Source organism: Bradyrhizobium sp. LjRoot220 (genome assembly GCF_964252915.1).
Taxonomy (GTDB): Bacteria; Pseudomonadota; Alphaproteobacteria; order Rhizobiales; family Xanthobacteraceae; genus Bradyrhizobium.
The window spans coordinates 189280-215325 of record NZ_CAXUPS020000008.1 but is presented as its reverse complement, the minus strand read 5'-3'; the positions used below and the strand labels follow the sequence as shown (position 1 = coordinate 215325).

The following is a 26046-nucleotide window of genomic DNA, read 5'->3' as shown; positions in this document are numbered from 1 at the left end:
TGAAATTCCAAGAAGCGCGGCGCGACGCCGCGGCAGCGCCTCGCAAGGATCGGCCCCCGACGGTCAAGTTGAGCGTCGTCCGATCATATCAACCGGTCGCTTTGCAAAAATCCCTTGCCTTGTAAAAAAACCGCCTTGCCCCGTGATACCACCACCCCACTCTTTCGAACAGAAATCTGGATTCTTTTTTCGAAAGGTGAAGTATCTTCTCGTTGACAAAGACTTTGTGCGGATTTCGGGGGGCGCCATTTGTTTCAACAGGAACAAATTCGGCATCATAAATTAGGCCATGCAATTCTGCGAAGATCATGGCTTCGATGGCCAATATATCTATGAAATATTTTTTGTATTTATCATTACCACAAAATTTCGTGCTTTGCGGATGATATTTTCTGCTTGCCAGCCACGCATAGATAGCTCCTGAATCAAACAGGAAAGCGGCGGCGGCTTCTATGCCGTCTTTATCTTTTACCGCAAGCGCGAACGCTTTCTGACGACGGACGCCATTCTCGATGAGTGTCTCTGCAATGCTGAGCGGGGCATAGCTCTGCGCGCCCTTACTAATAAGATTGCTCTCGTAAAACTTACAGAAGTCAGACGCTGAGATATCCTCTATTTTTGCTTGTTCCAATGCTATTCTGTATCTGGTTCTTCCGTCCTTCGAGATGGTTTTCAGCACCTTGTCTCTGGCTTGCGCATACGCGTCACGCTCATAATTTTGTTTGCTGGGTGGACGGATGTATTTGGGTATTTTGATGCATTCAAACCCGGCTTTGATGAACGCATCGCGAATGACGCCTGAATCATCATCCAGGATGAATTGGCAGTAACCAATCGATCTAGGAAGCTGCTTTATAATATCGGTAACCGCACCTCGCTTCTCTTCATCACTTATGTGTTTGTCGAGAAAGACGAATGAACTAAGGCGTCTCCAGTGATCTAAACTTGTTATCCTTGGAAAAATGCCCAGTACGTTTGTTTGGCAATATGGAAAAACGCATATCAGCTTGCCGGCTTTGTTGAATGCTTTGGCTACACGGTGCTCCTTCCTGTACGCGATATCTAGGAACCAGGGCTGCGAAAAGATCGATACCTCGTCGGGGTGCGCGCCCGCGATGCAATCGCGCTTGCTCCTCTTCGGCACGAACGTCGCCGTCAAAAGGCAGCCCCTTCAATTTTCGAACTTCGCGATCTCAATATCGTCCAGTGTTTAATCGTTCAGTCTATCGGCACGCGCGGGAGCTCCCCCGACCGCCCCGGCAGCTTGTTCAGAGTATTCGGAGGGCGACGCAAGAGTGAGTGCGCAGAAGGATTACCCAAACCGGCAAGCCGCTCCGGCTAGTGGTGAACCAGTCTCCATGCTGTCACGATCCGAGACTTCGCCCGTCGGTGACCGTGTCAGCATGAGGATGGTTAACGCCCCGCGATACACGCATCTCGATCGTTAGCCAAAAGGCAAGGGAAAGAAAAAGGGCGGCCCGGCGGCCGCCCTCTTGTAACACATACGGCCGGCGATCAATGCCCGGCGACAGGTCCAGCGCCGCGGAACCAGACATAGATGCAGATGAACAGGAACAGCCACACCACGTCGACGAAGTGCCAGTACCAGGCGGCGAATTCGAAGCCGAGATGCTGGGTCGGGGTGAAGTGTCCGGCATAGGCGCGGAACAGGCAGACCAGCAGGAACACGGTGCCGACCAGCACGTGGAAGCCGTGGAAGCCGGTCGCCATGAAGAAGGTCGCGCCATACATGTTGCCGGAGAACGAGAACGTGGCATGGGCGTATTCGTAAGCCTGCACGCAGGTGAACAAGGCGCCCAGCACGACGGTGAGGATCAGGCCGTATTTCAGGCCCTGGCGGTCGTTCTCCAAGAGCGCGTGATGCGCCCAGGTCACCGTGGTGCCCGAAGTCAGCAGCAGCAGCGTATTGAGCAGCGGCAGATGCCAGGGGTCGAAGGTCTCGATGCCCTTCGGCGGCCAGGTGCCGGGCACGCTGCAGGCGCCCGCCGCGGTGCCGGGACCGCAGCCGAACACCGCATCGCGGGTGGCGTGAATGGCGTCGGCCGGGAACAGCGCGGAATTGAAGAAGGCCCAGAACCAGGCGACGAAGAACATCACTTCGGAGGCGATGAACAGGATCATGCCGTAGCGGTGGCTGATCTGCACCACGCGGGTGTGGTCGCCCTTGAACTGGGCTTCGCGGATCACGTCGCCCCACCAGCTCGCCATCGTGTAGAGCACGCCAATGGTGCCGACGCCGAACACGATCGGGGCCGCCGCGTACATATGGTGCATCCAGCCGACCGCACCGACGGCCATGATGAAGGCCGAGATCGAGCCGACCACCGGCCACGGGCTCGGATCGACGAGGTGGTAGTCGTGGTGCTTCGCGTGCGCCGTAGCCATTGCGGTCTCTCCGTTAGCGGTGCCGGATCCTTCGGCACATCTTCGTCTCTAAATTCAAATTTCGAAATCCCGATTTATCCGGAATCTCGCAAGCTTACAGGCTTCAGCCTACATGCTTCCCTTGCGCTTGTCCGGCTCGCCGGCTGCCACCGGCTTCGGCGCCGGATCGCGCACGGGATAGAAGGTGTAGGACAGCGTGATGGTGTTCAGTCCGTTGTTCTCGCTGTCGGCGATCAGCGCCGGATCGACGTAGAACACGACAGGCATCTCGCGCTTCTCGCCCGGCGCCATGGTCTGTTCGGTGAAGCAGAAGCAGTTGATCTTCTGGAAATACGCGCCGACCGTCAGCGGGGTCACGTTGTAGGCGGCCTGGCCGACCGTGGGCCGCGCCGCCTGGTTGGTCACCGTATAGAACACGGTGACGACCTCACCGATCCTGACCTCGATCTCGTTCTGCTCCGGCTCGAACTTCCACGGCAGGCCGGCGCCGACATTGGCATCGAACCGCACCGCGATCTTGCGCGCCAGCGGGCCTTGCGACGGCGCCGAGGTCGCCACCTGGGTGGTGCCGTTGAAGCCGGTGGCGCGGCAGAACCAGTTATAAAAAGGCACGGCGGCATAGGCCGCGCCGACCATGAACACCACGACGAAACCGCAGATCGAGGCAACCATCGCATCACGCGTCAGGCCGCGGCGCGAAGCCTTGCGGCTTGCCTCGGTTTCCGTTCGCGTGATCGGTTCGTCTGCCATGTCCGCCTTACATTCCAGTCTTCATCTCAAGTTACATCGGCCGCATGAGAACGGCCGGCCCCTTGACCATGGTGACCGCGAAAAACAGCACGACCAGCACGACAAGCGCGAGCGCAATCGCGATCGAGCGATGGCGCCGGCTTCTTTTTTGCGCCTCGGTGAGCACGATTCCATCTGGCATCCGCTTGTCGTCCATTCCGGTCCCATGCGCCCCCTACCCGATCGCGGCCATGACGGCGCGCACGACAACTTCGAGCAGCAGCGTCGCGAACAGCGCGAACAGATAAAGGATCGAGAAAGCAAACAGCCGCCGCGTCGCGCGCAGCGCCGCGGAGCCTTCGCGGCGGCGGTAGACGTTGATCGCCAGCGCCATCATGCCGGCGCCGAGCACCAGCGAGGTGATGCCGTAGATCGCGTCGAAATAGCCGAGCGGCCAGGGCGCGACGGCGACCGCGACCAGCACGACCGTATAGAGCAGGATCTGCAGCCGGGTCGCGTCGGGGCCGGCGACGACGGGCAGCATCGGGACGCCGGCGCGGGCATAGTCGTCGCTGCGGAACAGCGCCAGCGCCCAGAAATGCGGCGGGGTCCAGAAGAAGATGATCAAAAACAGCAGCACCGGCTCCATCGACAGCGAACCGGTCGCCGCGGCCCACGCCACCACCGGCGGCAGGGCACCGGCGGCGCCGCCGATCACGATGTTCTGCGCGGTCCAGCGTTTCAGGAGCATGGTGTAGACCACGACGTAGAAGAAGATCGTGAACGCCAGCAGCCCGCCCGCCAGCCAGTTGACGAGGATACCGAGCGTCAGCACCGAGAAGAACGCCAGGATCAGCCCGAACGCGGTCGCCTCCTCGCGCGTGATGCGGCCGCGCGGGATCGGTCGGTTGGCGGTGCGCGACATCTTGGCGTCGATGTCACCCTCATAGGCCATATTGAGCGCGCCAGAGGCGCCGGCACCGACCGCGATGCAGAGGATGGAAGTGAACGCCAGGATCGGGTGGACATGGCCCGGCGCAATGACGAGGCCGACGAGGGCGGTGAAGATCACCAGCGACATCACCCGTGGCTTCAGCAGCGCGAGGTAATCGCCTACCTCGGCCTCGGAAATCCGGGGCAACTCGATGGCGTTGTGATCGACGACCGACAAGATTGATCTCGCTTGGTTCAAGGCCGCGGCGCGTCTTTAAGGACGCGCCGCGAATTGTAGCGGTTATTGCACGCGCGGCAGCACTTCGAACTGATGGAACGGCGGCGGCGACGACAGCGTCCATTCCAGCGTTGTGGCGCCGGGACCCCACGGATTGTCCGCGGCCTGCTGCTTCTTCACGAAGGCATCGACCACGCCGTAGATGAAGATCAGCACGCCGAAGCCCGAAAGGTAGGAGCCGAGCGAGGACACCAGGTTCCAGCCGGCGAACGCGTCGGGATAGTCGATATAGCGGCGCGGCATGCCTGACAGCCCGAGGAAGTGCTGCGGGAAGAACACCAGGTTGACGCCGATGAAGGTGACCCAGAAGTGCAGCTTGCCGATGGTTTCCGAGTACATGTAGCCGGACATCTTCGGGAACCAGTAGTACCAGCCCGCGAAGATCGCGAACACGGCGCCCAGCGACAGCACGTAGTGGAAGTGCGCGACAACGTAATAGGTCTCCTGCAGCACGCGGTCGACGCCGGCGTTGGCCAGCACGACGCCGGTGACGCCGCCGAGCGTGAACAGGAAGATGAAGCCGATCGCCCACAGCATCGGGGTCTTGAACTCGATCGAGCCGCCCCACATTGTGGCGATCCAGGAGAAGATCTTCACCCCGGTCGGCACCGCGATCACCATGGTGGCGGCGACGAAATAGGCCTGCGTCGCACTGGACATGCCGACCGTGTACATGTGGTGCGCCCACACCACGAAGCCGATGCCGCCGATCGCGACCATGGCGTAGGCCATGCCGAGATAGCCGAACACCGGCTTGCGCGAGAAGGTCGAGACGATCTGGCTGATCATGCCGAAGCCGGGCAGGATCAGGATGTACACTTCGGGATGGCCGAAGAACCAGAACAGATGCTGGAACAGCAGCGGATCGCCGCCGCCGTCGGCCGAGAAGAAGGTGGTGCCGAAATTGCGGTCGGTCAGCAGCATGGTGATCGCGCCGGCGAGCACCGGCAGCGACAGCAGCAGCAGGAATACGGTGACCAGGATCGACCACACGAACAGCGGCATCTTGTGCAGGGTCATGCCCGGCGCGCGCATGTTGAAGATCGTGGTGATGAAGTTGATGGCGCCGAGGATCGACGAAGCGCCGGCCAGATGCAGCGCCAGGATCGCGAAATCGACCGCCGGTCCCGGATGGCCCGAGGTCGACAGCGGCGCGTAGATGGTCCAGCCCGCACCGACGCCGTTGGCGCCCGGCTCACCCTCGACGAAGGTGGACATCAAGAGCAGCGCGAAGGAGGCCGGCAGCAGCCAGAACGAGATGTTGTTCATGCGCGGGAACGCCATGTCGGGCGCGCCGATCATCAGCGGCACGAACCAGTTGCCGAAGCCGCCGATCATCGCCGGCATCACCATGAAGAAGATCATGATCAGGCCGTGCGAGGTCACGAACACGTTGTAGGTATGGGCTTCGTGGAACAGCTGGACGCCGGGATACATCAGCTCGATGCGGATCGCGATCGACATCGCGGCACCGATGACACCGGCGATGACCGCGAACACCAGGTACATCGTGCCGATGTCCTTGTGGTTCGTCGAATAGACGAAGCGCCGCCATCCGGTCGGAATCGCATGCGCGTGGTCATCATGGGCGTGATCGTCGTGTGTCGCTGCGCCTGTTGCCATGTTCAAATCCTGCCTTGCAGTCCCTTTTCGGACCTTGCGGTCCCGTCGCCCTTGTCCCGTTACGCCTGAGCCTTCAGCTTGAACAAGCTGTGCGGCCTACTGCGCCACCGCGCCGCCCGCCGAAGCGAAAGAATTCGCCGGGTTGGTCGCATATTTCTTCTTTGCGGTTTCCACCCAGGCCGCGAACTCCTGATCGCTCACGACCCGCACCGCGATCGGCATGTAGGCGTGATCCTTGCCGCACAGCTCCGAGCACTGGCCGTAGAACATCCCGGTCTTGGTGGCCTTGAACCAGGTCTCGTTGAGACGGCCGGGGATGGCGTCGATCTTGATGCCGAACGCCGGTACCGCGAAAGCGTGGATGACATCGGCGCCCGTGGTCAGAACCTTGACCACCTTGTTGACCGGCACCACCATCTCGTTGTCGACGCCGAGCAGCCGGGGCTTCTTGTCCGCCGCCATCAGCGAATCGAATTCGAACTTGCCGTGATCGGGATAGGCGTAGCTCCAGTACCACTGCTTGCCGGTCGCCTTGATGGTGAGGTCGGCCTTGGGCGTGTCGAGTTGCAGAAACAGCAGCCGGAACGACGGCACCGCAATCGCCACCAGAATCAGCACCGGGATCAGGGTCCATGCCACTTCGATCAGGGTGTGATGGGTGGTCTTGGAGGGGATCGGGTTGGCCTTGGCGTTGAACTTCACGACGACCATGACCAGCAGAACCAGCACGAACAGCGTGATGACGGTGATGGTGATGAGCAGCCAGTTATGGAACCAGATGATGTAGTCCATCACCGGGGTCGCCGACTCCTGCAGGGTCCATTCCCACGGCGCCGGCTGTCCCAATTCGGCAGATGCCGTACCGCCGGCGACAAGGGCCATGCCCGCCACCGCTAATCCCAGCAACCGCCGGCCAATCTGGCCCTTCGACATCTTCATGCCGCTCGCGCTCCTTTGATAAATCCCCAAAGCATCCCCGCCGGATGGCCGGAAATGCCGCACGATCCGCCCTCACAAACAGCCCACCGGAGGTAGCTTGGCAGCACACCAGTACCCGGGCCAGATCGCTAGAACGCTTCGAAATCCCGCCTCTCAAACCATAATTCGCAGGCTCTCGCAATGCAGTAGTGGGGCGCAATGCCATGCGTCACCGGCTAATCTCTGCATGTCAGGTTTTCCCGCTGAATCAGGCAAAACTCGCTTTTTTGTCGACCTGCGCCGCTTGACAGGCGGATTACCGGATGTACGCACAGGCAGGATGCGCCGCAGGGACCTGATTCGCTGCTTAAGCGGCCTTCACGGCTCGGTCTCCTTGGGAATTGCTCGAGATTTAGCGAAAGACCGCCTTCAAGACGCCGTCATTGCGTATCAGTCCGAGTAAATACCCCAGGCAATCAGAGGATCGACCCGGATGGGGCGTTCGAGACATCAGGCAAGAGGCGACAGAGGGCCGGGCCGCTGGTTGGGCGGGCTGCTTGCCGCCTCATTCCTGCTCGGCCTCACCCAGGTTGCCAGCGCTCAAGGCGCGGTGCGCTCGGTCCATGGCGACTGGCAGATCCGCTGCGATACCCCGCCGGGCGCCCAGGGCGAGCAATGCGCCCTGATCCAGAGCGTGGTAGCCGAAGACCGCTCCAACGCCGGCCTCACTGTGATCGTGCTGAAGACCGCCGACCAGAAGAGCAAGCTGATGCGGGTGGTGGCGCCGCTCGGCGTGCTGCTGCCCTCCGGGCTCGGGCTAAAGCTCGACAATCAGGACGTCGGCCGCGCCGGTTTTGTCAGATGCCTGCCCAATGGCTGCGTCGCCGAAGTGGTGATGGACGAAAAGCTGCTCGGACAATTGCGCACCGCCAAGACCGCGACCTTCATTATCTTCGAGACGCCCGAAGAGGGCATTGGATTTCCGCTCAGCCTGAACGGGATCGGCGAGGGCTACGACAAGCTGCCGTGAGGCACCGGGGGCTCGCCCTCCAAGTCGCTACCCACCCGCGGCGGCGCCGGCGTAGTAGTCGAACAGCCGGCGCGCCTCGATCGAGAGCCAGTCCGCCTCACCCGTGATGTAGCCTTCGACTTGCCCGGTGACGCCGAGCAGGAAGGTGATCGGCATACCGTAAAGCGCGAATGGCGTGTCGATGCCTTCGCTTGCGCCGGCACGTCCCACCAGCCCGCTCGGTTCGAAGCCGATTCCGAGGTGGCGTAGCTTCAACCGCTTGACGAACGGCGCGACCACGGATCGATCGCGATCGGTGCTGATCGCGACCACCGCGAGGTCGGCGCGGCGGTTGCCCGCGAGCTGGTCCAATATCGGCAGCTCCGTGCGGCAGGCCGCACACCAGGTCGCCCAGAAATTGACGAGCACCACCTTGCCGCGGAAGGACGGCAAATCGAGCGCGCCGCCGCCGAGACGCGGGATGGCTAGCGGCGGGACCGGCCGTGCGCCGCGAACAAGGGTGAACTGATGTCTGGCCGTTGCGAATGGCGGCGGCCCGCCGGCCGCGGCGCGGCCCGGCAAGGCCGGGATCGCAACCGAAGCGGCCGCGCCCATTATTCTCGCGACAAAGGCGCGGCGGGTCGGGCTGCGAGGCGACGTCATGTCGGATGCTCCGCTATGCAAGGCTAGAATCGCAAGGCTGAATTGCAGTTCTAAATACGAGTATCACGATCGGATGTAGGACCAGCCGGCTTCCTGCAATTCGATGATGCGCCCCGGCCCGCTCGGCACGAGGTCGACGCCATCGATCAGCGTGACCGCACGCCCCTCCTGGCGCTCCATGCCGAGCCTGGTGGCGTCGCAAACCACGAAGCGGATATTCGAATTGACGCTCCTTAGGATGCGCAGCATGTCCTTTACCGGCGAGGTGTCCGCGCGCAGCATGTGAACGCCGGCGTTGTAGGCGACCACTTCGATCGTGAACGCCTCGTTGCGCTCCTGATAGTATTTTGGAAGGTTGAGCGAAGTCGAGATCAGCGCCCGCATCGTGCTGGGATCATCGGTGTTGATCGGCAGCACCAGCCGATGCATCGCAGGCACGGCGGCCTTGGCCTGCGGCTTCGAGGTCGCCGCCTCCGATCCTGTCAGCAACAGCGTGACGGCCAGCGGCACCGCGAAGGCCAGCACGAGGCCTGCGGCAATCGTCAATTCGCGGCGAGAAAAGCCCATCGCAGCGGCTTCACAAAATCTTGGCAAGCTGGTCGCGCTTGGCGTAGGCGACGATTGCACTCAGCGCCAACAGCACCAGCGCGGGCACCGCCGAGCCGCCGATCAGGAACAGATGGGTCACGGTCGCGCCGATCATGATGCAGATCAGCAGCACGGCGCCGAAGGCCGCCAGCGGCGGCGTGAGGATCAGGATGGCCCCAAGCAATTCCAGCGCCCCTGTCGCATAGCGGAACCATTGACCGGCGCCGATGTGCTGAAATTCCTCAATCATCATCGGCACGCCATAAAGCTTGGCGCCGCCCGCGCCTGCAAAAGCAAGCGCCAGCAATCCCCTGACGACCCAGAGACCGGCAGACTTCCAGCGCGGCGGCGCCGATGCAGCAGCAGCAAGTGACATTGGTCGCTCCCGATAGGTTCGAGCGGTTTAGGCCCCGCGGCAACGGTGCCGGTGGCCGGCCCCGCGAAGACTTTCGCCACACAAAGTTCGGGAGTAAGATGAAAAGCACAAGTAGGATGCTTTTTGTGAGGTAGTATGAAAAAGATGACTATTGCAGAAAGCGACGACATTTCCGCCGCTGAGCCGTGCCAGCGCGGGGTCGTTGAGCAATTTCATCGCGCGCTGGGCGTTCTGGCCGGAAAATGGAAGGGCGAAATTCTCTGGCAACTGGTCCAGCGCAAGCACCGGTTTGGCGAATTGCGCCAAACGATCCCCGGCGTCACCCAGCACATGCTGACGACGCAGCTACGCGATCTCGAGGCCAATGGACTGGTGAAGCGCACGGTCTATCCCGAGGTGCCCCCGCGCGTCGAATACGAGATCACGCCGTCGGCCATGGCCCTCAAACCGGTATTCGACGAATTGTTTAAATGGTCGCAGGAGCATGGCTTTCCGACCGAGGCGCAGCCCGAGGCTTCTTCAGCCGATGAGAACACCGGGCGGGGCGAGGGCTACAAGTTGCCGTGAGGCTTCCTCGTCATTGCGAGCGCAGCGAAGCGATCCACACTTACTTCGTGGCTCGATGGATTGCTTCGCTGCGCTCGCAATGACGCTGAGCGATCAGTGACCCCGCTCACAGCCAAGGCGACGGCCGTCCGGCAAAGGTCCACCATCAAAGCGGAGGAGACCGTCATGACGAATGGCCAAACGTTCCAGAGCCGTGCAGACGCTGCGGAGCTGACCGGGGAGCAACTCAACATCGTATCCGGCGGCAAATGGTTTGAAATCGTGTGCTTCGACCACAGCGTGAAGTCCCCGCGAGACGCCGCCTCAGGGCTGGCGACCGGGCGTCGCGCGCACTAGCGTAAGCGTGATCTGCGCGTGCCATTTCGGAAGCCCATTTTCTTGGGCCTCCTTCTTGGCCTGCGGTCTAAAACAGCAGTCCCATCAGAATCAGGTTTTCGTGTTTGCCATCGACCAGAATGGCCTCGCGCTGCACGCCTTCGATCTCGAAGCCGACCTTCTTGTAGAGCGCGATCGCGTTGGTGTTGTTTTCGCGGACCGTCAGTTCGACCCGCTCCAGCCCGTAGGCCTGCGCGGCTGCTAGCGCCTGCGCGATCAGGCGCTTGCCGATGCCCCGTCCCCTGAATTGCGGCAAAAGGCCCATGCCGAGAACCCCGTTATGGGCGTAAATCGGCCGTGGCTTCGGGGTCACATCGCACCAGCCGATCACTTCACCGCCCGACAGGGCGACAAATTGCGGATAACCCTGCTCGATAAGGTCGAGAATGAACGCCCGCGTCGCTTCCAGCGGCGGGGCCTCCAGGAACGACAAATAGCGCCGCTCCCGCGCGACGATATCGAGGGTGCGATGAAAGCCGTCGATATGGCCTTGCGTTATCGGGACAATTTCGATTGTAGCCATCGTACTTGCAGCGAGACTCTCCCGCCCCTCGCGAAACGGACGGGAAACAACTATCTTGGTTGCGCCCCTCCGACAACGGACTGAATGTAATGACCAACTCCCCCGCGACAACCTCCCTGATCGACCGCGCCAATCTCGACCGCGATTCCGTCCGCCGGGAGATCGCACGCGGGCTCGAAGGCGCCGACGACGGCGAATTGTTCCTGGAATATGGCCAGACCGAAGCGCTGATGTTCGACAATGGCAGGCTGAAGCAGGCAACCTACGACACTTCGCAGGGTTTTGGCCTGCGTGCGGTCAAGGACGACGCGGTCGGCTACGCGCATTCCTCCGACGTCTCGCTGCCGGCGCTGATCCGCGCCGCGGATGCGGTCGCCGCCGTCCGCGGCGGCTATTCCGGCAATTTTGCCGCAGCCCCCGCTCACACCAATGTGAGACTCTACGGCGACGATAATCCGCTGGATGCGCCGGGTTTTGAAGCCAAGGTGAAGCTGCTCGCCGAAATCGACGCCTATGTGCGCGACAAGGACCCGCGGGTGCGGCAGGTGACGGCCAGCCTGAGCGCCACCTGGCAGGTGGTCGAAATCCTGCGGCCCGACGGCGAAAGCTATCGCGACATCCGCCCCTTGGTGCGGGTCAATGTTTCCGTCGTCGCCGGCCAGGGCGACCGCCAGGAGAGCGGCAGCAAGGGTTATGGCGGCCGCGAGGGCTATGCGCGCTTCATCGAAACCAAAGCCTGGCGCGATGCCGCCGACGGCGCGATCCGCGAAGCCCTGGTCAACCTGGAATCGGTTCCCGCGCCTGCCGGCGAAATGGACGTGGTGCTGGGCGCCGGCTGGCCCGGCGTCATGTTGCATGAAGCGGTCGGCCACGGGCTTGAGGGCGACTTCAACCGCAAGCAGACTTCGGCGTTCGCCGGTCTGATGGGCAAGCAGGTCGCCGCCAAGGGCGTCACGGTCGTCGACGACGGCACCATGGCCTCGCGGCGTGGTTCTCTCTCCATCGACGACGAGGGCACGCCGACCAACCGCACCGTGCTGATCGAGGACGGCATCCTGGTCGGCTACATGCAGGACCGCCAGAACGCCCGGCTGATGAACATGAAACCGACCGGCAACGGACGGCGCCAGAGCTACGCCCATGTGCCGATGCCGCGCATGACCAACACCTACATGCTGTCGGGCGGGCGCGACCCCGCCGAAATCCTGGCCTCAGTGAAGAACGGCATCTATGCCGCGAATTTCGGCGGCGGCCAGGTCGACATCACCTCGGGCAAATACGTGTTCCAGTGCACCGAGGCCTACAAGATCGAAAACGGCAAGATCGGCGCGCCCTTGAAAGGCGCGATGCTGATCGGCAACGGCCCGACCGACCTGCATCGCATCACCATGGTCGGCAACGACCTTTCGCTCGACACCGGCATCGGCACCTGCGGCAAGAACGGCCAGGGCGTGCCGGTCGGCGTCGGCCAGCCGACGCTGCGGATGGAGCGCATTACGGTCGGAGGAACCGGCTAGTGACGATCGAGAACGAAACCACTGTCGCGAAACCTCCGGCAAAACCCTCGGCAAAACCTTCCTGGCGCGCGCAGGCGATGCAGTTGGCTGCCATCGTGATGGTGGTGTTCGTCGCCAAGGGCGCGCTGGCCGAGCCGTTTTACGTGCCGTCCGGCTCGATGGAGCCGACGCTCCTGATCGGCGACGCGCTGCTGGCATCCAAATTCCCTTATGGCTACGGCGCGGCGTCGCTGCCGATCCAGATCACGCTGCCGGAAACCGGCCGGGTGTTCGGCGAGACGCCCAGGCGCGGCGACGTCGTCGTGTTCCGCTGGCCCGGCGACCGTTCGCAGGCCTGGGTCAAGCGCGTGGTGGGAATACCCGGCGACCGCATCCAGATGCGACAGGGCCAGCTCTTCATCAACGACCACGCCGCGGCGCTGAAGCCAGATGGCGTCGGTGCCGCGGAAGACGACCGCGGCAGCAGCGAAAAGGCCTATCGCTTTGTCGAGACGCTGCCGAACGGGGTTACGCACGCGATCTTCAAGATGCGCGACAACGGCCGGCTCGACAACACGCCCGAGGTAACGGTGCCGAGCGGAAAACTGTTCGTGCTCGGTGATAACCGGGATAATTCCGCCGACAGCCGCGTCCCCGTGCGCGACGGCGGTGTCGGGCTGCTACCGATCGACAATCTGATCGGCCGCGCCGACGCGGTGGTCGGCTCCTGGGATCTCGGCATCCGCAGCCAGCCGGTCTGGACCTGGCTGTCCGGCATTCGCATGGCGCGGTTTTTCACGTCGGTGCATTAGTAGCTCCTCATGGTGAGGAGGCGCGCTTGCGCCGTCTCGAACCATGAGGCCGACAGTCGGGCCACATCCTTCGAGACGCCCGCAAACGCGGGCTCCTCCAGCGATGAGCTTACGCTCACGCGGGGATGAGGGGAAAAATCAGTGACCTTCGACGACGTCCGAAAATTCGCGCTGCTGTGGCCGGAGGTCGAGGACGGCACGTCCTACGGCACGCCGGCGCTGAAGGTGCGCAAGAAACTGCTGGCGCGGCTGCGCGAAGACAATGACAGTCTTGTCGTGTTCGGCGTTCCCCATGGCGAGCGCGAAATGCTGGTCGAGAGCCAGCCGAAGCTGTTTTACTTCACCGGCCACTATCGCGATTATCCGATCGTGCTGCTCCGCCTGTCGAAGGCCAGGCGCGCCACCGTCGAGCCGCTGCTGCGCCGGCACTGGCGCACGCTGGCGTCCCAGAAGGCGGTGAAGGAATACGATGAATCATAGTACAATCCGTCATTGCGAGCGAAGTGTGTAGGGTGGGCAAAGGCGCTCGCGCGCCGTGCCCACCATCCCTTGTTTGACAACAAGAATGGTGGGCACACTTCGCTTTGCCCACCCTACGGGACCACGGCAGAGCGATGACGCAAAACGAATTCCTCAACCTCGCCCTGCGCAATCCCTCCAACAAATTCATCGCCGAAAAACTGTTCGAGCTGGCGCTGCCGGATGCGTGGATCGTTTCGGGGTGCCTGGTGCAGACGGTGTGGAACACCCTGACCGGACGCGATGTCGATTACGGTATTAACGATTACGACGTGTTTTATTTCGATCCCGATACGTCGTGGGCCGCCGAGGACGCCGTGATCGGCAGGCTGCACGGCGCGCTCGGCGACCTCGACGCCAAGGTCGAGGCGCGCAACCAGGCGCGCGTCCACCTCTGGTACGGCGCAAAACATCGCCTGCCCTATCCGCCGCTGCGCTGCTCGACCGAAGGCATCGATCGCTTTCCGACGCGGAACACGCAGATCGGCATCCGGCGCACCGAGGGCGGTTACGACGTCTATGCGCCCGATGGATTTGACGATGCCGCCGGCCTGATCGTGCGGCCCAATCCGGGCCCGAATTTCTCCGCGGCGAGTTATGCGGCGAAGGCGGCGCGGTGGACGAAGCTGTGGCCGGAGATCACGGTGCTGCCAGCGGAAGATTCACCCGATGGTCGTCCCTGCGAACACGAACGCAGGGACCCATAACCACAGGGCGTCGTAAGTTAAGGAAGTCCTCGACCACTTCCCTTGATCAGGACGGCCGCGGCGTATGGGTCCCTGCATTCGCAGGGACGACATCGAGTTTTTTCACCGCACCACGCCCGAGGTGAACCCGGCCTTGCGGCGTGGCGGCTTGATGTCTTTTTTCAGGAAGCAGTGGCCTTCCTTGCCGGCGTAGCCCGGGCGCGCATAGGTCCAGGCCCGGCATTTGTTGTCGGCGGTGCAGGCCGCCTTGCAGGCGTCGTCGCCGTCCTTGCTCTTGACGTCGAAATTCTTGTAATCGCCGCCGAACCGGTCGATCGAGGTTTCGATCGCGCTGTTCCTCGGCTCGACCACGCCGGCGCCGCGCACGCCGGAGACGCAACAGCTGTCCTGGACGCGCGCCGGCACGTTGCTCTTGAGCCAGCACACCGCGCCGCTGGTCAGGTCGGTCGGATAATTGAAACTCCACGACCGGCAGCGCCGGTCGCGTTCGCACACCAGGGCGCAGTCGGCCGGATCGCCCGAGATCACCGGGGAGCTCAGATAATCGCCGCCGGGGCGGTCGAAATTGGCCTGCGCCGCGGCCGGGCGCGCGGGTGCTGCCGCCGCCAAAAAGGCGAGCGTCACCAAACACGCCCTGAGCAGGCGGCCTATCCCCATGAGATTGCTTTCGAATGCGCGCGTTCCGAAGGTTGCCATTGGAACCGCCTCAACCTGTATGGCGGATGAACGGCCCGGGAACGCGGCAAGCGAGCTGATCCAGAGCGTTTTCCAGCGAAGTGGATACCGGTTCGCGTGAAGAAAACGCGTCAAATCAAGAATCTAGAGTCCCGTTCCGATTCAATCGGAACGGAAAAGGCTCTAGAAAGCGTATTCCTGGTAGGCCGGCTCAACGGAGCCGCCCCAGGCGCCGTTGAATTTATCCAGCATCTCTTCGGCCGGTGTGCGGCCGGATTCGAGGATCCGCTCCAGCGGTTCGAGATGACGGCTCTCGTCCCGGCCGAGGTGATCGATGCGGCCGCGCCGCCGCAGGCCGGCATGGGACAGTTTCAGGCATTCCTTCGCGATCTCGAACAGATAGCGGTCGCGGATCCGGGCCTTGAAGCCGAAGCGCGGCACGTCGTCGCGCAGCGCCTGACGCTCCGCCGCCGTCCAGTGCTTCACGAGATCCCAGGCGGCGTTCAGCGTATCGTCGTCATACAAAAGGCCGACCCAGAACGCCGGCAGCGCCGGCAGCCGGCCCCACGGCACGCCGTCGGCGCCGCGCATCTCCAGATAACGCTTCAACCGCACTTCCGGGAAAATCGTCGAGAGGTGATTGGCCCAATCCGACAGCGTCGGCCGCTCGCCGGGCAATGAATTATTCCTGCCATCGAAGAAGGCGCGGAACGAGGAGCCTGACACGTCGACATAGCTGTCGCCGCGCTTGACGAAATACATCGGAACGTCGAGCGCGTAGTCGACCCAGCGCTCGAACCCCATGCCGTCCTCGAACGCCCAGGGGATCATGCCCGAACGTGCGTTGTCGGTGTCGCGCCAGATTTCGGAACGGAACGACAGGAAGCCGTTGACCTTGCCTTCGGTGAACGGCGAATTGGCGAACAAGGCGGTCGCGATCGGCTGCAACGCCACCGATACCCGCAGCTTCTTGACCATGTCGGCTTCGGAGGAGAAGTCGAGGTTGGTCTGCACGGTGCAGGTCCGGTACATCATGTCGAGGCCGTATTGGCCGACCTTCGGCATGTAACTGCTCATGATCTTGTAGCGGCCCTTGGGCATCACAGGGATTTGCGCCCGCGACCAGGACGGCGTCATGCCGAGGCCGAGAAAGCCAATCCCCAAGGGGGTCGCGATCTCGCGCACCTGCGCCAGATGCGCCATCAGCTCCGACTGGGTCTGGTGCACGGTCTCGACCGGCGCGCCCGACAATTCGAATTGCCCGCCCGGCTCCAGCGAAATCGCGCCGCCGCCGGTGACGTCATAGAGCCCGATGATGTTGCCGCGCTCCATGATCGGCTCCCAGCCGAGCAGCAGCTTCATGCCCTCCAGCAGCGCGCCGATGCCGCGCGCGCCGTCATACGGCACCGGGTGATGCCCCTCGAGCGTGAACGGGGTTTTCTCGTGCTCGGTGCCGATGCGGAATTCGGACGGCGGCTTCACGCCGTCCGCCAGCCACGCCACGAGTTCGTCGCGCGATTGCAGCGGCGTCATATCGATTTGGTCACGCGCCATAAAAAATCCGGATCTTTGGCGATTCGACCGAACGCGCCGTGTGGCAGGGAACATTGCGGACAGCGCTGTCCGCAAAAACGATAGCAGGAACCGAGAATAGCAGTCGTATCATCGGGCCGGAACGCCGTCTCGCACGGCGGCCGCCCTGACCTCGCTGCAGGAGCAGCCCAGCCGGTCGAGCAGACCGCAGAGCTTGATGGCGTCGGTGTCGGACAGTTTGGAGCCGACGTGTTTTTCGATCGCGGCGGAATAGGCGCTCCACATTTTCTTCTGCAATTCGCGGCCCGCCTCGGTGATCTCGACGAACTGGCCGCGCTTGTCGATCTTGCATTCGCGCCGCGCCGCCAGCCCTTCATCGACCAGACGGTCGATCAGCCGCGAGGTCGAGTATTGCGGGATCAGCATCTGCTTCTCCAGTTCCACCGGGCGCATCTCGCCCGACGGCGCGCGCGACAACTCCAGCAGCGCGTCATACCAGGCCAGCGGCGGGAAGCCTGCCTTCTTCAGATCCTGCTCGACGGCGTCAAGCACCCGGCTCTGCACCCGCATCAGGCGGATCCAGGCGTTGGTCGCCTCGGTCGATGGTTTGCGTTTCATGGTCCAGCCCGTATGCCACAGGTCCTCGTCTGTCACAGATGAGTGTACCGCACTAAATGCAGCTGCATCAATCTTGACTATTACATGCAGATGCATTTAGTCGTTCCGCGGCCTTATGCCAAGATTCCAAAGGCAGAACTTTCCAAAGGGAGGAAAATCCATTGAAATTGTATTATTCGCCAGGCGCCTGCTCGCTGTCGCCCCATATCGCCCTCCTGGAGGCCGGCCTCCCCTACGATCTGGTCAAGGTCGACCTGCGCGCCAAGAAGCTGGAAAACGGCGACGACTATCTGACGGTCAATCCGAAGGGCCAGGTGCCGGCGCTGGCGCTGGATTCCGGCGAACTGGTCACCGAAGGCCCGGTCATCGTCCAGATGATCGCCGACAAGGCCGCGGACAAGAATCTTGCCCCCACCCGCGACCATGCCGATCGCTACAAGCTGCAGGCCTGGCTCACCTATATCAACAGCGAACTGCACAAGAACATCGGCCCGCAGTTCAGCCCCGCGCTCGCCGATGACGCCAAGGCCTTCTTCAAGGACCGGGTCATGGGCAAGTTCAAGTATGTCGATGGCGAACTGGCCGGGAAAGATTACCTGATGGGCAAGCAGTTCACCGTAGCCGACGGCTACATGTTCACGATGCTGTCATGGGCCGAGCGGATGAAATGGGATCTCGCGGATCTCTCCAACCTGATGGCCTACAAGGCCCGCGTCGGCGCGCGCCCGAAGGTGCAGGAAGCGCTGACCAAGGAAGGCCTGCTGAAAGCGGCGTAACGGGTCGACATTGAACAACGAGAAAGGGCCGGATCGATGATCCGGCCCTTTTTGTTTGACGTCGTCCCTGCGAACGCAGGGACCCATACTGCGTGATCTAGCGATCGAGTGCTGAAGGCAATTACCTTCTGAACCAATTTCCGCCTGTGGCTATGGGTCCCTGCGTTCGCAGGGACGACGATCGATACGGCTGGCCGCCAATTTCAAGTGTTGATGCGCTCCTTCGCCGTGAAGGTCACGGCTTCAATCTTGTTGCCGTCGAGGTCGCGAACAAAGGCGCCGTAATAATTGGCGTTGTAGTTTTCCCGAATGCCGGGCGCGCCTTCGTCAATTCCGCCGTTGGCTATCGCCCTTTCGTAAAACCACCTGACCGTTTCCCGGTCCGGTGCCAGAAACGCGACATGAACGCCATTGCCCGGTGTTGCGCGCTGGCCATCTGCCGGCGTTTCAAGGCTGAACACGATTTCGGAAGCGCCGTAATGGGCCGCCTTGTCCGAAACCTTCAAAGCCCGAAAGCCGATCAGAGACATCAGCGGATCGTAAAACCCCTTGGCGCGCTTGAGGTCGTTGGTGCCTAACGAAACATGATGGATCATCGGCGTGTTTCCGCTTCGAGTTTTTTGGCCAGCACGGATAGGCGCCAGGCAGCAAGTTGGTTCCAATAAATTAGGGACCCATACCGCGTTGCTCGCGCAGTTGGATCGAGGTGTCTGACACCTTGCACAACTACTACCAACGGTGGCTATGGGTCCCTGCGTTCGCGGGGACGACGATAGATTTGTTTTATGCCGCCGCCAGCTTCTTCGGCGGGAAGCGGCCGTAGAACGTCTCGCCCTTGGCCGCCATGTCTTCCAGAAGTTTCGGCGGCGTGAAGCGGGAGCCGTATTTGGCTTCCAGCCGGTGGCAGAGTTCGACGAACTTCCTGGTACCCATGAAGTCGATATAGGACAGCGTGCCGCCGGTGAACGGCGCGAAACCGAAGCCAAGGATCGAGCCGACGTCGGCCTCGCGCATGTCGGTGATGACGTGGTCCTCGACCGTGCGCGCGGCTTCCACCGCCTGCACCACCAGGAAACGCTGCTTCAGCTCCTCGATGTCGAGCGTGTCGGGGTCGAGCTTCTTCGGCTGCAGGTCGGCGAGGCCCGCCCACAGGCTCTTCTGGCCCTTGCCCTTCTCGGGATAGTCGTAAAAGCCCTTGCTGTTCTTGCGGCCGAGACGGCCCTGCTTCTCCACCAACTCCACCATCAGCTTCTTCTGGTCGGGATTGATCGAGTTCGGCCCGAGGTCGGCCTCGGTTGCCTTGATCACCTTGAGCCCGAGGTCGAGCGCGACCTCGTCCGACAGCGACAGCGGGCCGACCGGCATGCCGGCCATCTTGGCGCAGTTCTCGATCATCGCCGGCGGCACGCCTTCGAGGAACATCTCGTTGCCTTCGGCGATGTAACGACCGACGCAGCGGTTGGCGTAGAAGCCGCGCGAGTCATTGACGACGATCGGCGTCTTGCCGATCATCCGCGTGTAATCGAGCGCGGTGGCGAGCGCGGCATCGCCGGTGTTCTTGCCGACGATGATCTCGACCAGCATCATCTTCTCGACCGGCGAGAAGAAGTGAATGCCGATGAACTTGCCTTGGTCCTTGAATTCCTCGGCCAGCGAGTTGATCGGCAGCGTCGAGGTGTTGGAGGCGAAGATCGCGCCGTCCTTCAGGAGCGGCTGCGCCTTGGCGTAGGTCTCGGCCTTCACCTTGCGATCCTCGAACACGGCCTCGATGACGAGGTCGCAGTCTTTCAGCACGCTGTAATCGGCGGTGGCGCTGATGCGCGACATCACGGCGTCGCGGTCGCTTTCCTTGGCGCGGCCCTTCTTGATCAGATCGTCGATCACGGTTTGGGCGTGGCCCTTGCCCTTGTCGGCGCTGGCCTGGTCGCGGTCGATCAAGACCACGTCGATGCCGGCGCGCGCCGAGACATAGCCGACGCTGGCGCCCATGAAGCCGGCGCCGATCACGGCGAGTTTTTTCACCTTGGTCGGCGGCACGTTTGGCGGACGCCGCGCGCCCTTGTTCAATTCCTGCATCGACAGGAACAGGCTGCGGATCATTGCGGCGGCTTCATTGGAACGCAGGACCTGCGTGAAGTAGCGCGACTCGACGCGCAGCGCCGCATCGATCGGCAATTGCAGGCCTTCATAGACGCAGCTCATGATGGCGCGCGCCGCCGGGTAATTGTCGTAGGTCTCGCGGCGGTAGATCGCATTGCCCGCCGGAAACATCTGCATGCCCGCCTTGGAGAACACCGGGCCGCCGGGAAGCTTGAAACCCTTCTCGTCCCACGGTGCGACGGCCTTGCCGCCGCCCTTGATCCAGTCTTTCGCCGCCGTGATCATGTCGGCGGCGGGAACGATGGCGTGAATGAGATTGAGTGCCTTGGCCCTGACGAGGTTGACCGCCTCACCCTTCAGCAGCAGTTGCATCGCATCGGCGGGCTGCACGATACGCGGCACGCGCTGGGTGCCGCCGGCGCCGGGGAACAGGCCGACCTTCACTTCCGGCAGACCGAGCCGGGTCTTCGGGTTGTCGGCGGCGACCCGGTAGTGGCAGGCCAGCGTCAGCTCAAAGCCGCCGCCGAGCGCGAGGCCATTGATCGCGGCGACCCACGGCTTGCCTGAAGTCTCGATGCTGCGAAACACCTGCGAGAAGCGGCGGCTCTGGTCGAACAGCATCTGATTGGCGGCCTCTTCGCCCTTGGCCTTGAGCAGATCGGCATATTGATGGGCCATGCCTTCGAGCATCGACAGGTCGGCGCCGGCGCACAGCGCCTCCTTGCCCGAGGTGATGACGACGCCCTTGACGGCGGCATCGCCGGTGGTCTGCTTGACGATCTCCTCGAGCTCGGTGACCGAGGTCTCGTCGAGCACGTTCATCGAACGTCCCGGCGTATCCCAGGTGACGAGCACGATGCCGTCGGCGTCGGTTTCCAGCTTGAAATTCTTGAAGGCCATGTTGGTCGCTCCCGATCTGTTTCCGTCATCCTGAGGTGGCCTCGCCCTTGCGAGGCCCTCGAAGGATGACCTGATGAGTTCTCAAATCATCCTTCGAGGCTCGGGCTTCGCCCTCGCACCTCAGGATGACGCCGTTGCCTAGACCCGCTCGATAATCGTCGCGGTGCCCATGCCGCCGCCGATGCACAGCGTCACCAGCGCGGTCGACTTGTTGGTGCGCTCGAGTTCGTCGAGCACGGTGCCGAGGATCATTGCACCCGTAGCGCCGAGCGGATGGCCGAGCGCGATCGCGCCGCCATTGACGTTGATTTTGGAGCTGTCGATCTCGAAGGCCTGCATGTAGCGCAGCACCACCGAGGCAAAGGCCTCGTTGAGTTCGAACAGGTCGATGTCCGACTTCTTCATGCCGGAGCGTTCGAACAGCTTTTCGGTGACGTCGACCGGGCCGGTCAGCATCATCGCGGGCTCGGAGCCGATATTGGCGAAGGCGCGAATTCGCGCGCGCGCTTTAAGGCCGTGTTTGGCGCCGGCTTCCTTGCTGCCGAGCAGCACCGCGCCGGCGCCGTCGACGATCCCCGACGAATTGCCGGCGTGGTGCACGTAGTTGATGCGCTCGACTTCGGGATGCGACTGGATCGCGACCGCATCGAAGCCGCCCATCTGGCCCATCGCCACGAATGCCGGCTGCAGCTGGCCGAGCGACTGCATCGTCGTCGTCGGGCGCATGTGCTCGTCCTTGGCGAGAATCGTGAGGCCGTTGACGTCCTTTACCGGCACCACGGAATTCTTGAAGCGGCCCTCTTCCCAGGCCTTTGCGGCGCGCTGTTGGCTCTGCACCGCGTAGGCATCGACGTCGTCGCGCGAAAAACCGTATTTGGTCGCGATCAGGTCGGCCGAGACGCCCTGCGGCATGAAATAGGCCGGTACCGCCATCGACGGATCCATCGGCCAGGCGCCGCCGGAGGCGCCGATGCCGACGCGGCTCATCGATTCGGCGCCGCCGCCGATCACGAGGTCATGCTGGCCGCTCATGATCTGGGCGGCGGCAAAATTCACGGCATCGAGACCTGAAGCACAGAAGCGACTGATCTGGACGCCGGGGACGGCTTCTCCAAGACCGGCCTTCAGCGCCGCGAAGCGCGCGATGTCGGAGCCGGCCTCGCCGACCGGATCGACCACGCCGAGGATCACGTCGTCGACGACGTCTTCAGCGAGATTGTTGCGCTGCTTCAGCGCCTGCAGCGGCACGGTGGCCAGCGCCAGCGCGGTCACTTCATGCAGCGAGCCGTCGGCCTTGCCGCGGCCGCGCGGGGTGCGAACGTGATCGTAGATATATGCCTCAGGCATCGTTTTCTCCCGGTTCGGTCTCGGCTCTCATCGAGCCAGACGAAGTTCAGAACAGTCAGATCGTGCAGTCCGTCATTGCGAGGACGTGGATGGTGTGGCCGCACCCACAGCTGTCGTCACCCGCCACCGGGTCGGCCGAATGGCCGCCCGATGACAGGCTCCAGCGGGTGATCCAGTACGCAGCGGCTTTTCGGTTCTATCATCGACGTCTCTGGATACTGGGTCGCCCGGTCAAGCCGGGCGATGACAACTGAATGTGTGGCCGCATTCTCGCGACACGTTGGCTCGTAATGACCTATCAGAACGCTTCCGCCGCTAATTCCATGGTGGTCGCGCTTCCGGTCTGGATGCGCGCAAGGTGCACCGTCGTTTCCGGCAGCATCCGCTCCATGAAGAAGCGGCCGGTCACCAGCTTGGTGGTCAGATAGGGCGTGGCCCCACTGGACGCAATCTTGTCCTGCGCCACCTTGGCCATCCGCGCCCACATATAGCCGAAGGTGACGAGGCCGAACAATTGCATGTAATCGGTGGCAGCGGCACCCGCATTGTCGGGTTTGGTGAGCGCGTTCTGCATCAGCCAGCCGGTGGCCTGCTGCAGATGGCCGAGTGCGGTCGAGAGCGGCGTCACGAACGGCTTCATCGCCTCGTCTGCTCCGTGCTCCTTGGCGAAGCCGGCAACCTCGCCGAAGAACGCCATCACGGCGCGGCCGCCGTCGCGCGGCAGTTTGCGGCCGACGAGGTCGAGCGCCTGGATGCCGTTGGCGCCCTCATAGAGCATGGCGATGCGCGCATCGCGCACGAACTGCTCCATGCCGTGTTCGGCGATGTAGCCGTGGCCGCCATACATCTGCTGCGCCAGCACCGCGTTCGAGAAACCGACGTCGGTCATGACGCCCTTCATGACCGGCGTCATCAGGCCCATGTGATCGTCGGCCTCCTGGCGATCCTTCGGGTCGCTTGAGCGGTGGGCGACGTCGCTCTTCAGCGCGGTCCACACCACCATCGCGCGGGCCGCCTCGTTGAAGGCGCGGATCGTCAGCAGCACGCGGCGCACATCGGGATGCACGATGATCGGGTCGGCCGCCTTATCCGGGTCTTTGGCGCCGGACAGCGCGCGGCCCTGCAGGCGCTCGCGCGCGTAATTGACCGCATTTTGATAGGCGACCTCGGATTGCGCAAGGCCCTGCACGGCGACGCCGAGGCGGGCCTCGTTCATCATCACGAACATGCCCTGCATGCCCTTGTTTTCCTCGCCGATCAGCCAGCCTGTGGCGCCGTCGTAGTTCATCACGCAGGTGGAATTGCCGTGGATGCCCATCTTGTGCTCGATCGAGCCGCAGGACACGCCGTTGCGTGCGCCCAGCGAACCGTCGGCATTGACCAGCACCTTCGGCACCACGAACAGCGAGACGCCCTTGATGCCTGCGGGAGCGCCTTCGATGCGCGCCAGCACCAGATGGATGATGTTGTCGGCGAGATCGTGCTCGCCGGCCGAGATGAAGATCTTGGTGCCCGTGATCTTGTAGCTGCCGTCGGGCTGCTTGACGGCCTTGGTGCGGAGCAGACCCAAATCCGTGCCGCATTGCGGTTCGGTCAGGTTCATGGTGCCGGTCCATTCGCCGGCCACCATTTTCGGCACGAACATCTTCTTCTGTTCGGGCTTGCCATGCACCATCAGCGCGGCGGTCGCGCCCATGGTCAGGCCGCCATACATCGAGAACGCCATGTTGGCCGAACTCTGGAATTCGGTGACGACCTGGCTCAGCGTGACCGGCAGCCCCTGCCCGCCATATTCCGCCGGTGCGGAGAGACCGAGCCAGCCGCCCTCGGCGACCTGCTTGAAGGCTTCCTTGAAACCCTTCGGGGTGGTGACGCTGTTGTCATCGTGGCGAACGCAGCCCTGGAGATCGCCGACACGGTTGAGCGGCTGCAGCACTTCTTCCGAAAGCTTGGCGGCCTCGCCGAGGATCGCTTCGCGGACATCTGCCGAAGCGTCGGTAAATCCCGGGAGATTGTCGTAGCGGTCGATCTGAAACACATCGTTGAGCAGGAAGGTGACGTCTTCCACGGGGGCTTTGTAGGTCGGCATGGTGTTCTCCCGGCAGGGGCAGAATGAGTTGGCTGATACGTTTCAGGTGAAGGCTGGCGGGCCGATAGGCGCTTCAGATTTCAGGGACGGACCTTATCCGGTTCCGGCCGACGCGGCCTCATTGTTTTGCGAGTTGCGCGCCCATCATCTGATGCAAGAGGGTGATCGCCTTGAGCGGCCGCACCATCACCTTGAAATGGCTGATCTTGCCATCCGCGAAGGTGATGATGTCGACGCCGTTGATCACGATGCCGTCGATTTCTTTTTCAAATTCCAGCACCGCGCCATTGTCGCTGCGCCATTCACCGACATATTTGAAGCCCGGGCCGCCCAGCACCTGCTCGGCGCTCGACAGGTATTTGAAGGTGATGTCACGCCCGCGCTGCGGCGTATGGACCACGGGGCTCTCGAACACCGCGTCGGGGTGCAGGAGATCCCACAGCGCCGCCTTATCGTGCGACTTCATGTAGCCGTACCATTTGTCCAGGGCGGTGATGGCGGCAGTCACGGTCATGATGCGTCTCCGATCGGCTTACACGGGGTTCAGCCCAATCTTTTATGCACGTTGACGCATATGCAACTTTATGCATAAAGTCAACGCGACAGATTGGTCGAGCGACCGGCTGCCTCTATCTTTGCATGGGGTTGTTTTCGCGATTTTTTGTCCACGCGCTGCATGCTCTCGGACGCACCATTTGAGGGATCGACGTATTGGCGCTCGGTGACGCAATCCTTGCTTGTCTGACGGAACGTCCGATGTCGGGCTATGAGCTCGCCAAGACGTTCGATTCCTCGATCGGGTTCTTCTGGAAGGCTGACCACCAGCAGATCTATCGCGAGCTCTCAAAACTCAGGGATCGCGGCCATATCCAGGGCCACGAGGTGGTGCAGTCCGGCAAGCCCAACAAGCTGGTCTATACGCTGACGCAGGAAGGCCGGGCCGCGCTGCGGCACTGGGGTGCCCGGCCGAGCAGCCCCCCCATGATGAAGGACGACCTTCTGGTGCGGCTGTGTGCGCTCGACAGCTTCGATATCGAGCCGTTGCGCGCCGACCTGATGGCACGGCTGGAACACCACCGCGATCGCTATGCCCGCTACGAGCGCATTTTGAACAAGCTGTTTCCGAGCGGCAAAGCCACCTCCGTCGCCGATACCGGCAAGCTGCTGGGGCTGCGCATCGGCCTGCGCCACGAACAAGCCGTGGCGGAATGGTGCGAAGAGGCGATCGAGACCCTGGCCGCCGTCGCCAAGCCCGCCTCCGTCCTGCTGCTCGAAGACGACAGGCGCGAAAACAACCGCTGAGGCCTGCGGAACCCGTTGATCGGGTTCCACGGTTAACTTTTGGGACCGTCGGGCCGATTCCTTAACCCGTTCTTTACCGTAACGGGAAAAAGTCAGGATCTGAGGCAGACGACCTGCGCGGAATTCGATTGTCTCCTGGGGTGGGGGACGCGCGGGGAAGCTGA

The 26046-nt window shown here is 62.5% G+C and carries 28 protein-coding genes; 9 read left to right on the top strand and 19 right to left on the bottom strand.

The features are described from left to right. Positions 1-88 precede the first annotated feature (88 nt). The 7 genes from ACSQ84_RS28680 to coxB all read right to left on the bottom strand — a co-directional run bounded on the left by ACSQ84_RS28680 (position 89) and on the right by coxB (position 6928). Positions 89-1144, bottom strand: a complete 1056-nt coding sequence (locus tag ACSQ84_RS28680) for a hypothetical protein (protein WP_436215080.1) — start codon at positions 1142-1144, stop codon at positions 89-91. 371 nt (positions 1145-1515) lie between these two features. After that, positions 1516-2406, bottom strand: coding sequence for a cytochrome c oxidase subunit 3 (locus tag ACSQ84_RS28675; protein WP_436215079.1), 891 nt, complete (start codon positions 2404-2406; stop codon positions 1516-1518). A gap of 108 nt (positions 2407-2514) precedes the next feature. Next, positions 2515-3156, bottom strand: a complete 642-nt coding sequence (locus ACSQ84_RS28670; protein ID WP_436215078.1) for a cytochrome c oxidase assembly protein — start codon at positions 3154-3156, stop codon at positions 2515-2517. Between the two features lie 31 nt (positions 3157-3187). Beyond that, a complete protein-coding gene (locus ACSQ84_RS28665; RefSeq protein WP_436215077.1) occupies positions 3188-3352 on the bottom strand; it encodes a CoxF protein in 165 nt (54 codons plus the stop codon). Between the two features lie 18 nt (positions 3353-3370). Then, on the bottom strand, positions 3371-4306 hold the full coding sequence (locus tag ACSQ84_RS28660; RefSeq protein ID WP_436215076.1) for a heme o synthase: 936 nt from the start codon (positions 4304-4306) through the stop codon (positions 3371-3373). Positions 4307-4369: 63 nt separating this feature from the next. Continuing rightward, the gene (gene ctaD / locus ACSQ84_RS28655) at positions 4370-5989 is read right to left on the bottom strand and encodes a cytochrome c oxidase subunit I (protein WP_436215075.1); all 1620 of its coding nucleotides are present in this window, start codon (positions 5987-5989) and stop codon (positions 4370-4372) included. A 96-nt stretch (positions 5990-6085) separates the two neighbouring features. After that, entirely contained in the window at positions 6086-6928 is an 843-nt protein-coding gene (gene coxB, locus ACSQ84_RS28650) for a cytochrome c oxidase subunit II (protein WP_436215074.1), read from the bottom strand. Positions 6929-7400: 472 nt separating this feature from the next. Between coxB and ACSQ84_RS28645 the strand changes: the two genes are divergently transcribed. Continuing rightward, entirely contained in the window at positions 7401-7937 is a 537-nt protein-coding gene (locus ACSQ84_RS28645; protein ID WP_436215073.1) for an invasion associated locus B family protein, read from the top strand. A gap of 27 nt (positions 7938-7964) precedes the next feature. Here the strand turns inward: ACSQ84_RS28645 and ACSQ84_RS28640 are convergent, their stop codons facing one another. From ACSQ84_RS28640 to ACSQ84_RS28630, 3 genes are all read right to left on the bottom strand, one after another. Next, complete coding sequence (locus ACSQ84_RS28640; RefSeq protein ID WP_436215072.1) at positions 7965-8579, bottom strand: TlpA family protein disulfide reductase; 615 nt, start codon at positions 8577-8579, stop codon at positions 7965-7967. A gap of 63 nt (positions 8580-8642) precedes the next feature. Next, a complete protein-coding gene (locus tag ACSQ84_RS28635; protein ID WP_436215071.1) occupies positions 8643-9146 on the bottom strand; it encodes a DsrE family protein in 504 nt (167 codons plus the stop codon). A 10-nt stretch (positions 9147-9156) separates the two neighbouring features. Further along, the gene (locus tag ACSQ84_RS28630; RefSeq protein ID WP_436215070.1) at positions 9157-9543 is read right to left on the bottom strand and encodes a DoxX family protein; all 387 of its coding nucleotides are present in this window, start codon (positions 9541-9543) and stop codon (positions 9157-9159) included. 144 nt (positions 9544-9687) lie between these two features. Between ACSQ84_RS28630 and ACSQ84_RS28625 the strand changes: the two genes are divergently transcribed. Continuing rightward, entirely contained in the window at positions 9688-10110 is a 423-nt protein-coding gene (locus ACSQ84_RS28625) for a winged helix-turn-helix transcriptional regulator (RefSeq protein ID WP_436215160.1), read from the top strand. A gap of 165 nt (positions 10111-10275) precedes the next feature. Further along, positions 10276-10446: a hypothetical protein gene (locus tag ACSQ84_RS28620; protein ID WP_436215069.1), complete on the top strand. Its 171-nt coding sequence runs from the start codon at positions 10276-10278 to the stop codon at positions 10444-10446. 67 nt (positions 10447-10513) lie between these two features. Here ACSQ84_RS28620 and ACSQ84_RS28615 read toward each other — a convergent pair whose 3' ends face one another. After that, positions 10514-11008, bottom strand: a complete 495-nt coding sequence (locus ACSQ84_RS28615) for an N-acetyltransferase family protein (protein WP_436215068.1) — start codon at positions 11006-11008, stop codon at positions 10514-10516. A gap of 89 nt (positions 11009-11097) precedes the next feature. Here ACSQ84_RS28615 and tldD point away from each other — a divergent pair, with 89 nt between their 5' ends. The 4 genes from tldD (at position 11098) to ACSQ84_RS28595 (ending at position 14542) form a co-directional block, all read left to right on the top strand. Next, positions 11098-12525, top strand: coding sequence for a metalloprotease TldD (tldD, locus tag ACSQ84_RS28610; protein WP_212036701.1), 1428 nt, complete (start codon positions 11098-11100; stop codon positions 12523-12525). A 77-nt stretch (positions 12526-12602) separates the two neighbouring features. After that, on the top strand, positions 12603-13316 hold the full coding sequence (lepB, locus tag ACSQ84_RS28605; RefSeq protein WP_436215159.1) for a signal peptidase I: 714 nt from the start codon (positions 12603-12605) through the stop codon (positions 13314-13316). A gap of 141 nt (positions 13317-13457) precedes the next feature. After that, on the top strand, positions 13458-13796 hold the full coding sequence (locus tag ACSQ84_RS28600) for an MmcQ/YjbR family DNA-binding protein (protein WP_436215067.1): 339 nt from the start codon (positions 13458-13460) through the stop codon (positions 13794-13796). A 134-nt stretch (positions 13797-13930) separates the two neighbouring features. Continuing rightward, entirely contained in the window at positions 13931-14542 is a 612-nt protein-coding gene (locus ACSQ84_RS28595) for a nucleotidyltransferase family protein (protein ID WP_436215066.1), read from the top strand. 102 nt (positions 14543-14644) lie between these two features. On the opposite strand, the gene ACSQ84_RS28590 is transcribed toward ACSQ84_RS28595, so the two are convergent. From ACSQ84_RS28590 to ACSQ84_RS28580, 3 genes are all read right to left on the bottom strand, one after another. Then, complete coding sequence (locus ACSQ84_RS28590; RefSeq protein ID WP_436215158.1) at positions 14645-15199, bottom strand: PAN domain-containing protein; 555 nt, start codon at positions 15197-15199, stop codon at positions 14645-14647. 201 nt (positions 15200-15400) lie between these two features. Then, the gene (locus tag ACSQ84_RS28585; RefSeq protein WP_436215065.1) at positions 15401-16771 is read right to left on the bottom strand and encodes a glutamate--cysteine ligase; all 1371 of its coding nucleotides are present in this window, start codon (positions 16769-16771) and stop codon (positions 15401-15403) included. A 108-nt stretch (positions 16772-16879) separates the two neighbouring features. Next, entirely contained in the window at positions 16880-17368 is a 489-nt protein-coding gene (locus ACSQ84_RS28580; protein ID WP_211997896.1) for a MarR family winged helix-turn-helix transcriptional regulator, read from the bottom strand. A gap of 161 nt (positions 17369-17529) precedes the next feature. Here ACSQ84_RS28580 and gstA point away from each other — a divergent pair, with 161 nt between their 5' ends. Next, positions 17530-18144: a glutathione transferase GstA gene (gene gstA / locus ACSQ84_RS28575; RefSeq protein WP_436215064.1), complete on the top strand. Its 615-nt coding sequence runs from the start codon at positions 17530-17532 to the stop codon at positions 18142-18144. Positions 18145-18347: 203 nt separating this feature from the next. On the opposite strand, the gene ACSQ84_RS28570 is transcribed toward gstA, so the two are convergent. The 5 genes from ACSQ84_RS28570 to ACSQ84_RS28550 form a co-directional block, all read right to left on the bottom strand. Continuing rightward, positions 18348-18740, bottom strand: a complete 393-nt coding sequence (locus tag ACSQ84_RS28570) for a VOC family protein (RefSeq protein ID WP_436215063.1) — start codon at positions 18738-18740, stop codon at positions 18348-18350. 187 nt (positions 18741-18927) lie between these two features. Then, a complete protein-coding gene (locus ACSQ84_RS28565; protein WP_436215062.1) occupies positions 18928-21144 on the bottom strand; it encodes a 3-hydroxyacyl-CoA dehydrogenase NAD-binding domain-containing protein in 2217 nt (738 codons plus the stop codon). A 138-nt stretch (positions 21145-21282) separates the two neighbouring features. Beyond that, positions 21283-22491, bottom strand: a complete 1209-nt coding sequence (locus ACSQ84_RS28560) for an acetyl-CoA C-acetyltransferase (protein ID WP_436215061.1) — start codon at positions 22489-22491, stop codon at positions 21283-21285. Between the two features lie 298 nt (positions 22492-22789). Then, on the bottom strand, positions 22790-24580 hold the full coding sequence (locus ACSQ84_RS28555; protein WP_436215060.1) for an acyl-CoA dehydrogenase C-terminal domain-containing protein: 1791 nt from the start codon (positions 24578-24580) through the stop codon (positions 22790-22792). Between the two features lie 118 nt (positions 24581-24698). Continuing rightward, positions 24699-25094 (bottom strand): nuclear transport factor 2 family protein, encoded by a 396-nt coding sequence (locus ACSQ84_RS28550; protein WP_436215059.1) that lies wholly within the window; start codon positions 25092-25094, stop codon positions 24699-24701. 197 nt (positions 25095-25291) lie between these two features. On the opposite strand from ACSQ84_RS28550, the gene ACSQ84_RS28545 reads away from it, so the two are divergent. After that, positions 25292-25882 (top strand): PadR family transcriptional regulator, encoded by a 591-nt coding sequence (locus ACSQ84_RS28545; protein WP_436215058.1) that lies wholly within the window; start codon positions 25292-25294, stop codon positions 25880-25882. Positions 25883-26046 lie beyond the last annotated feature (164 nt).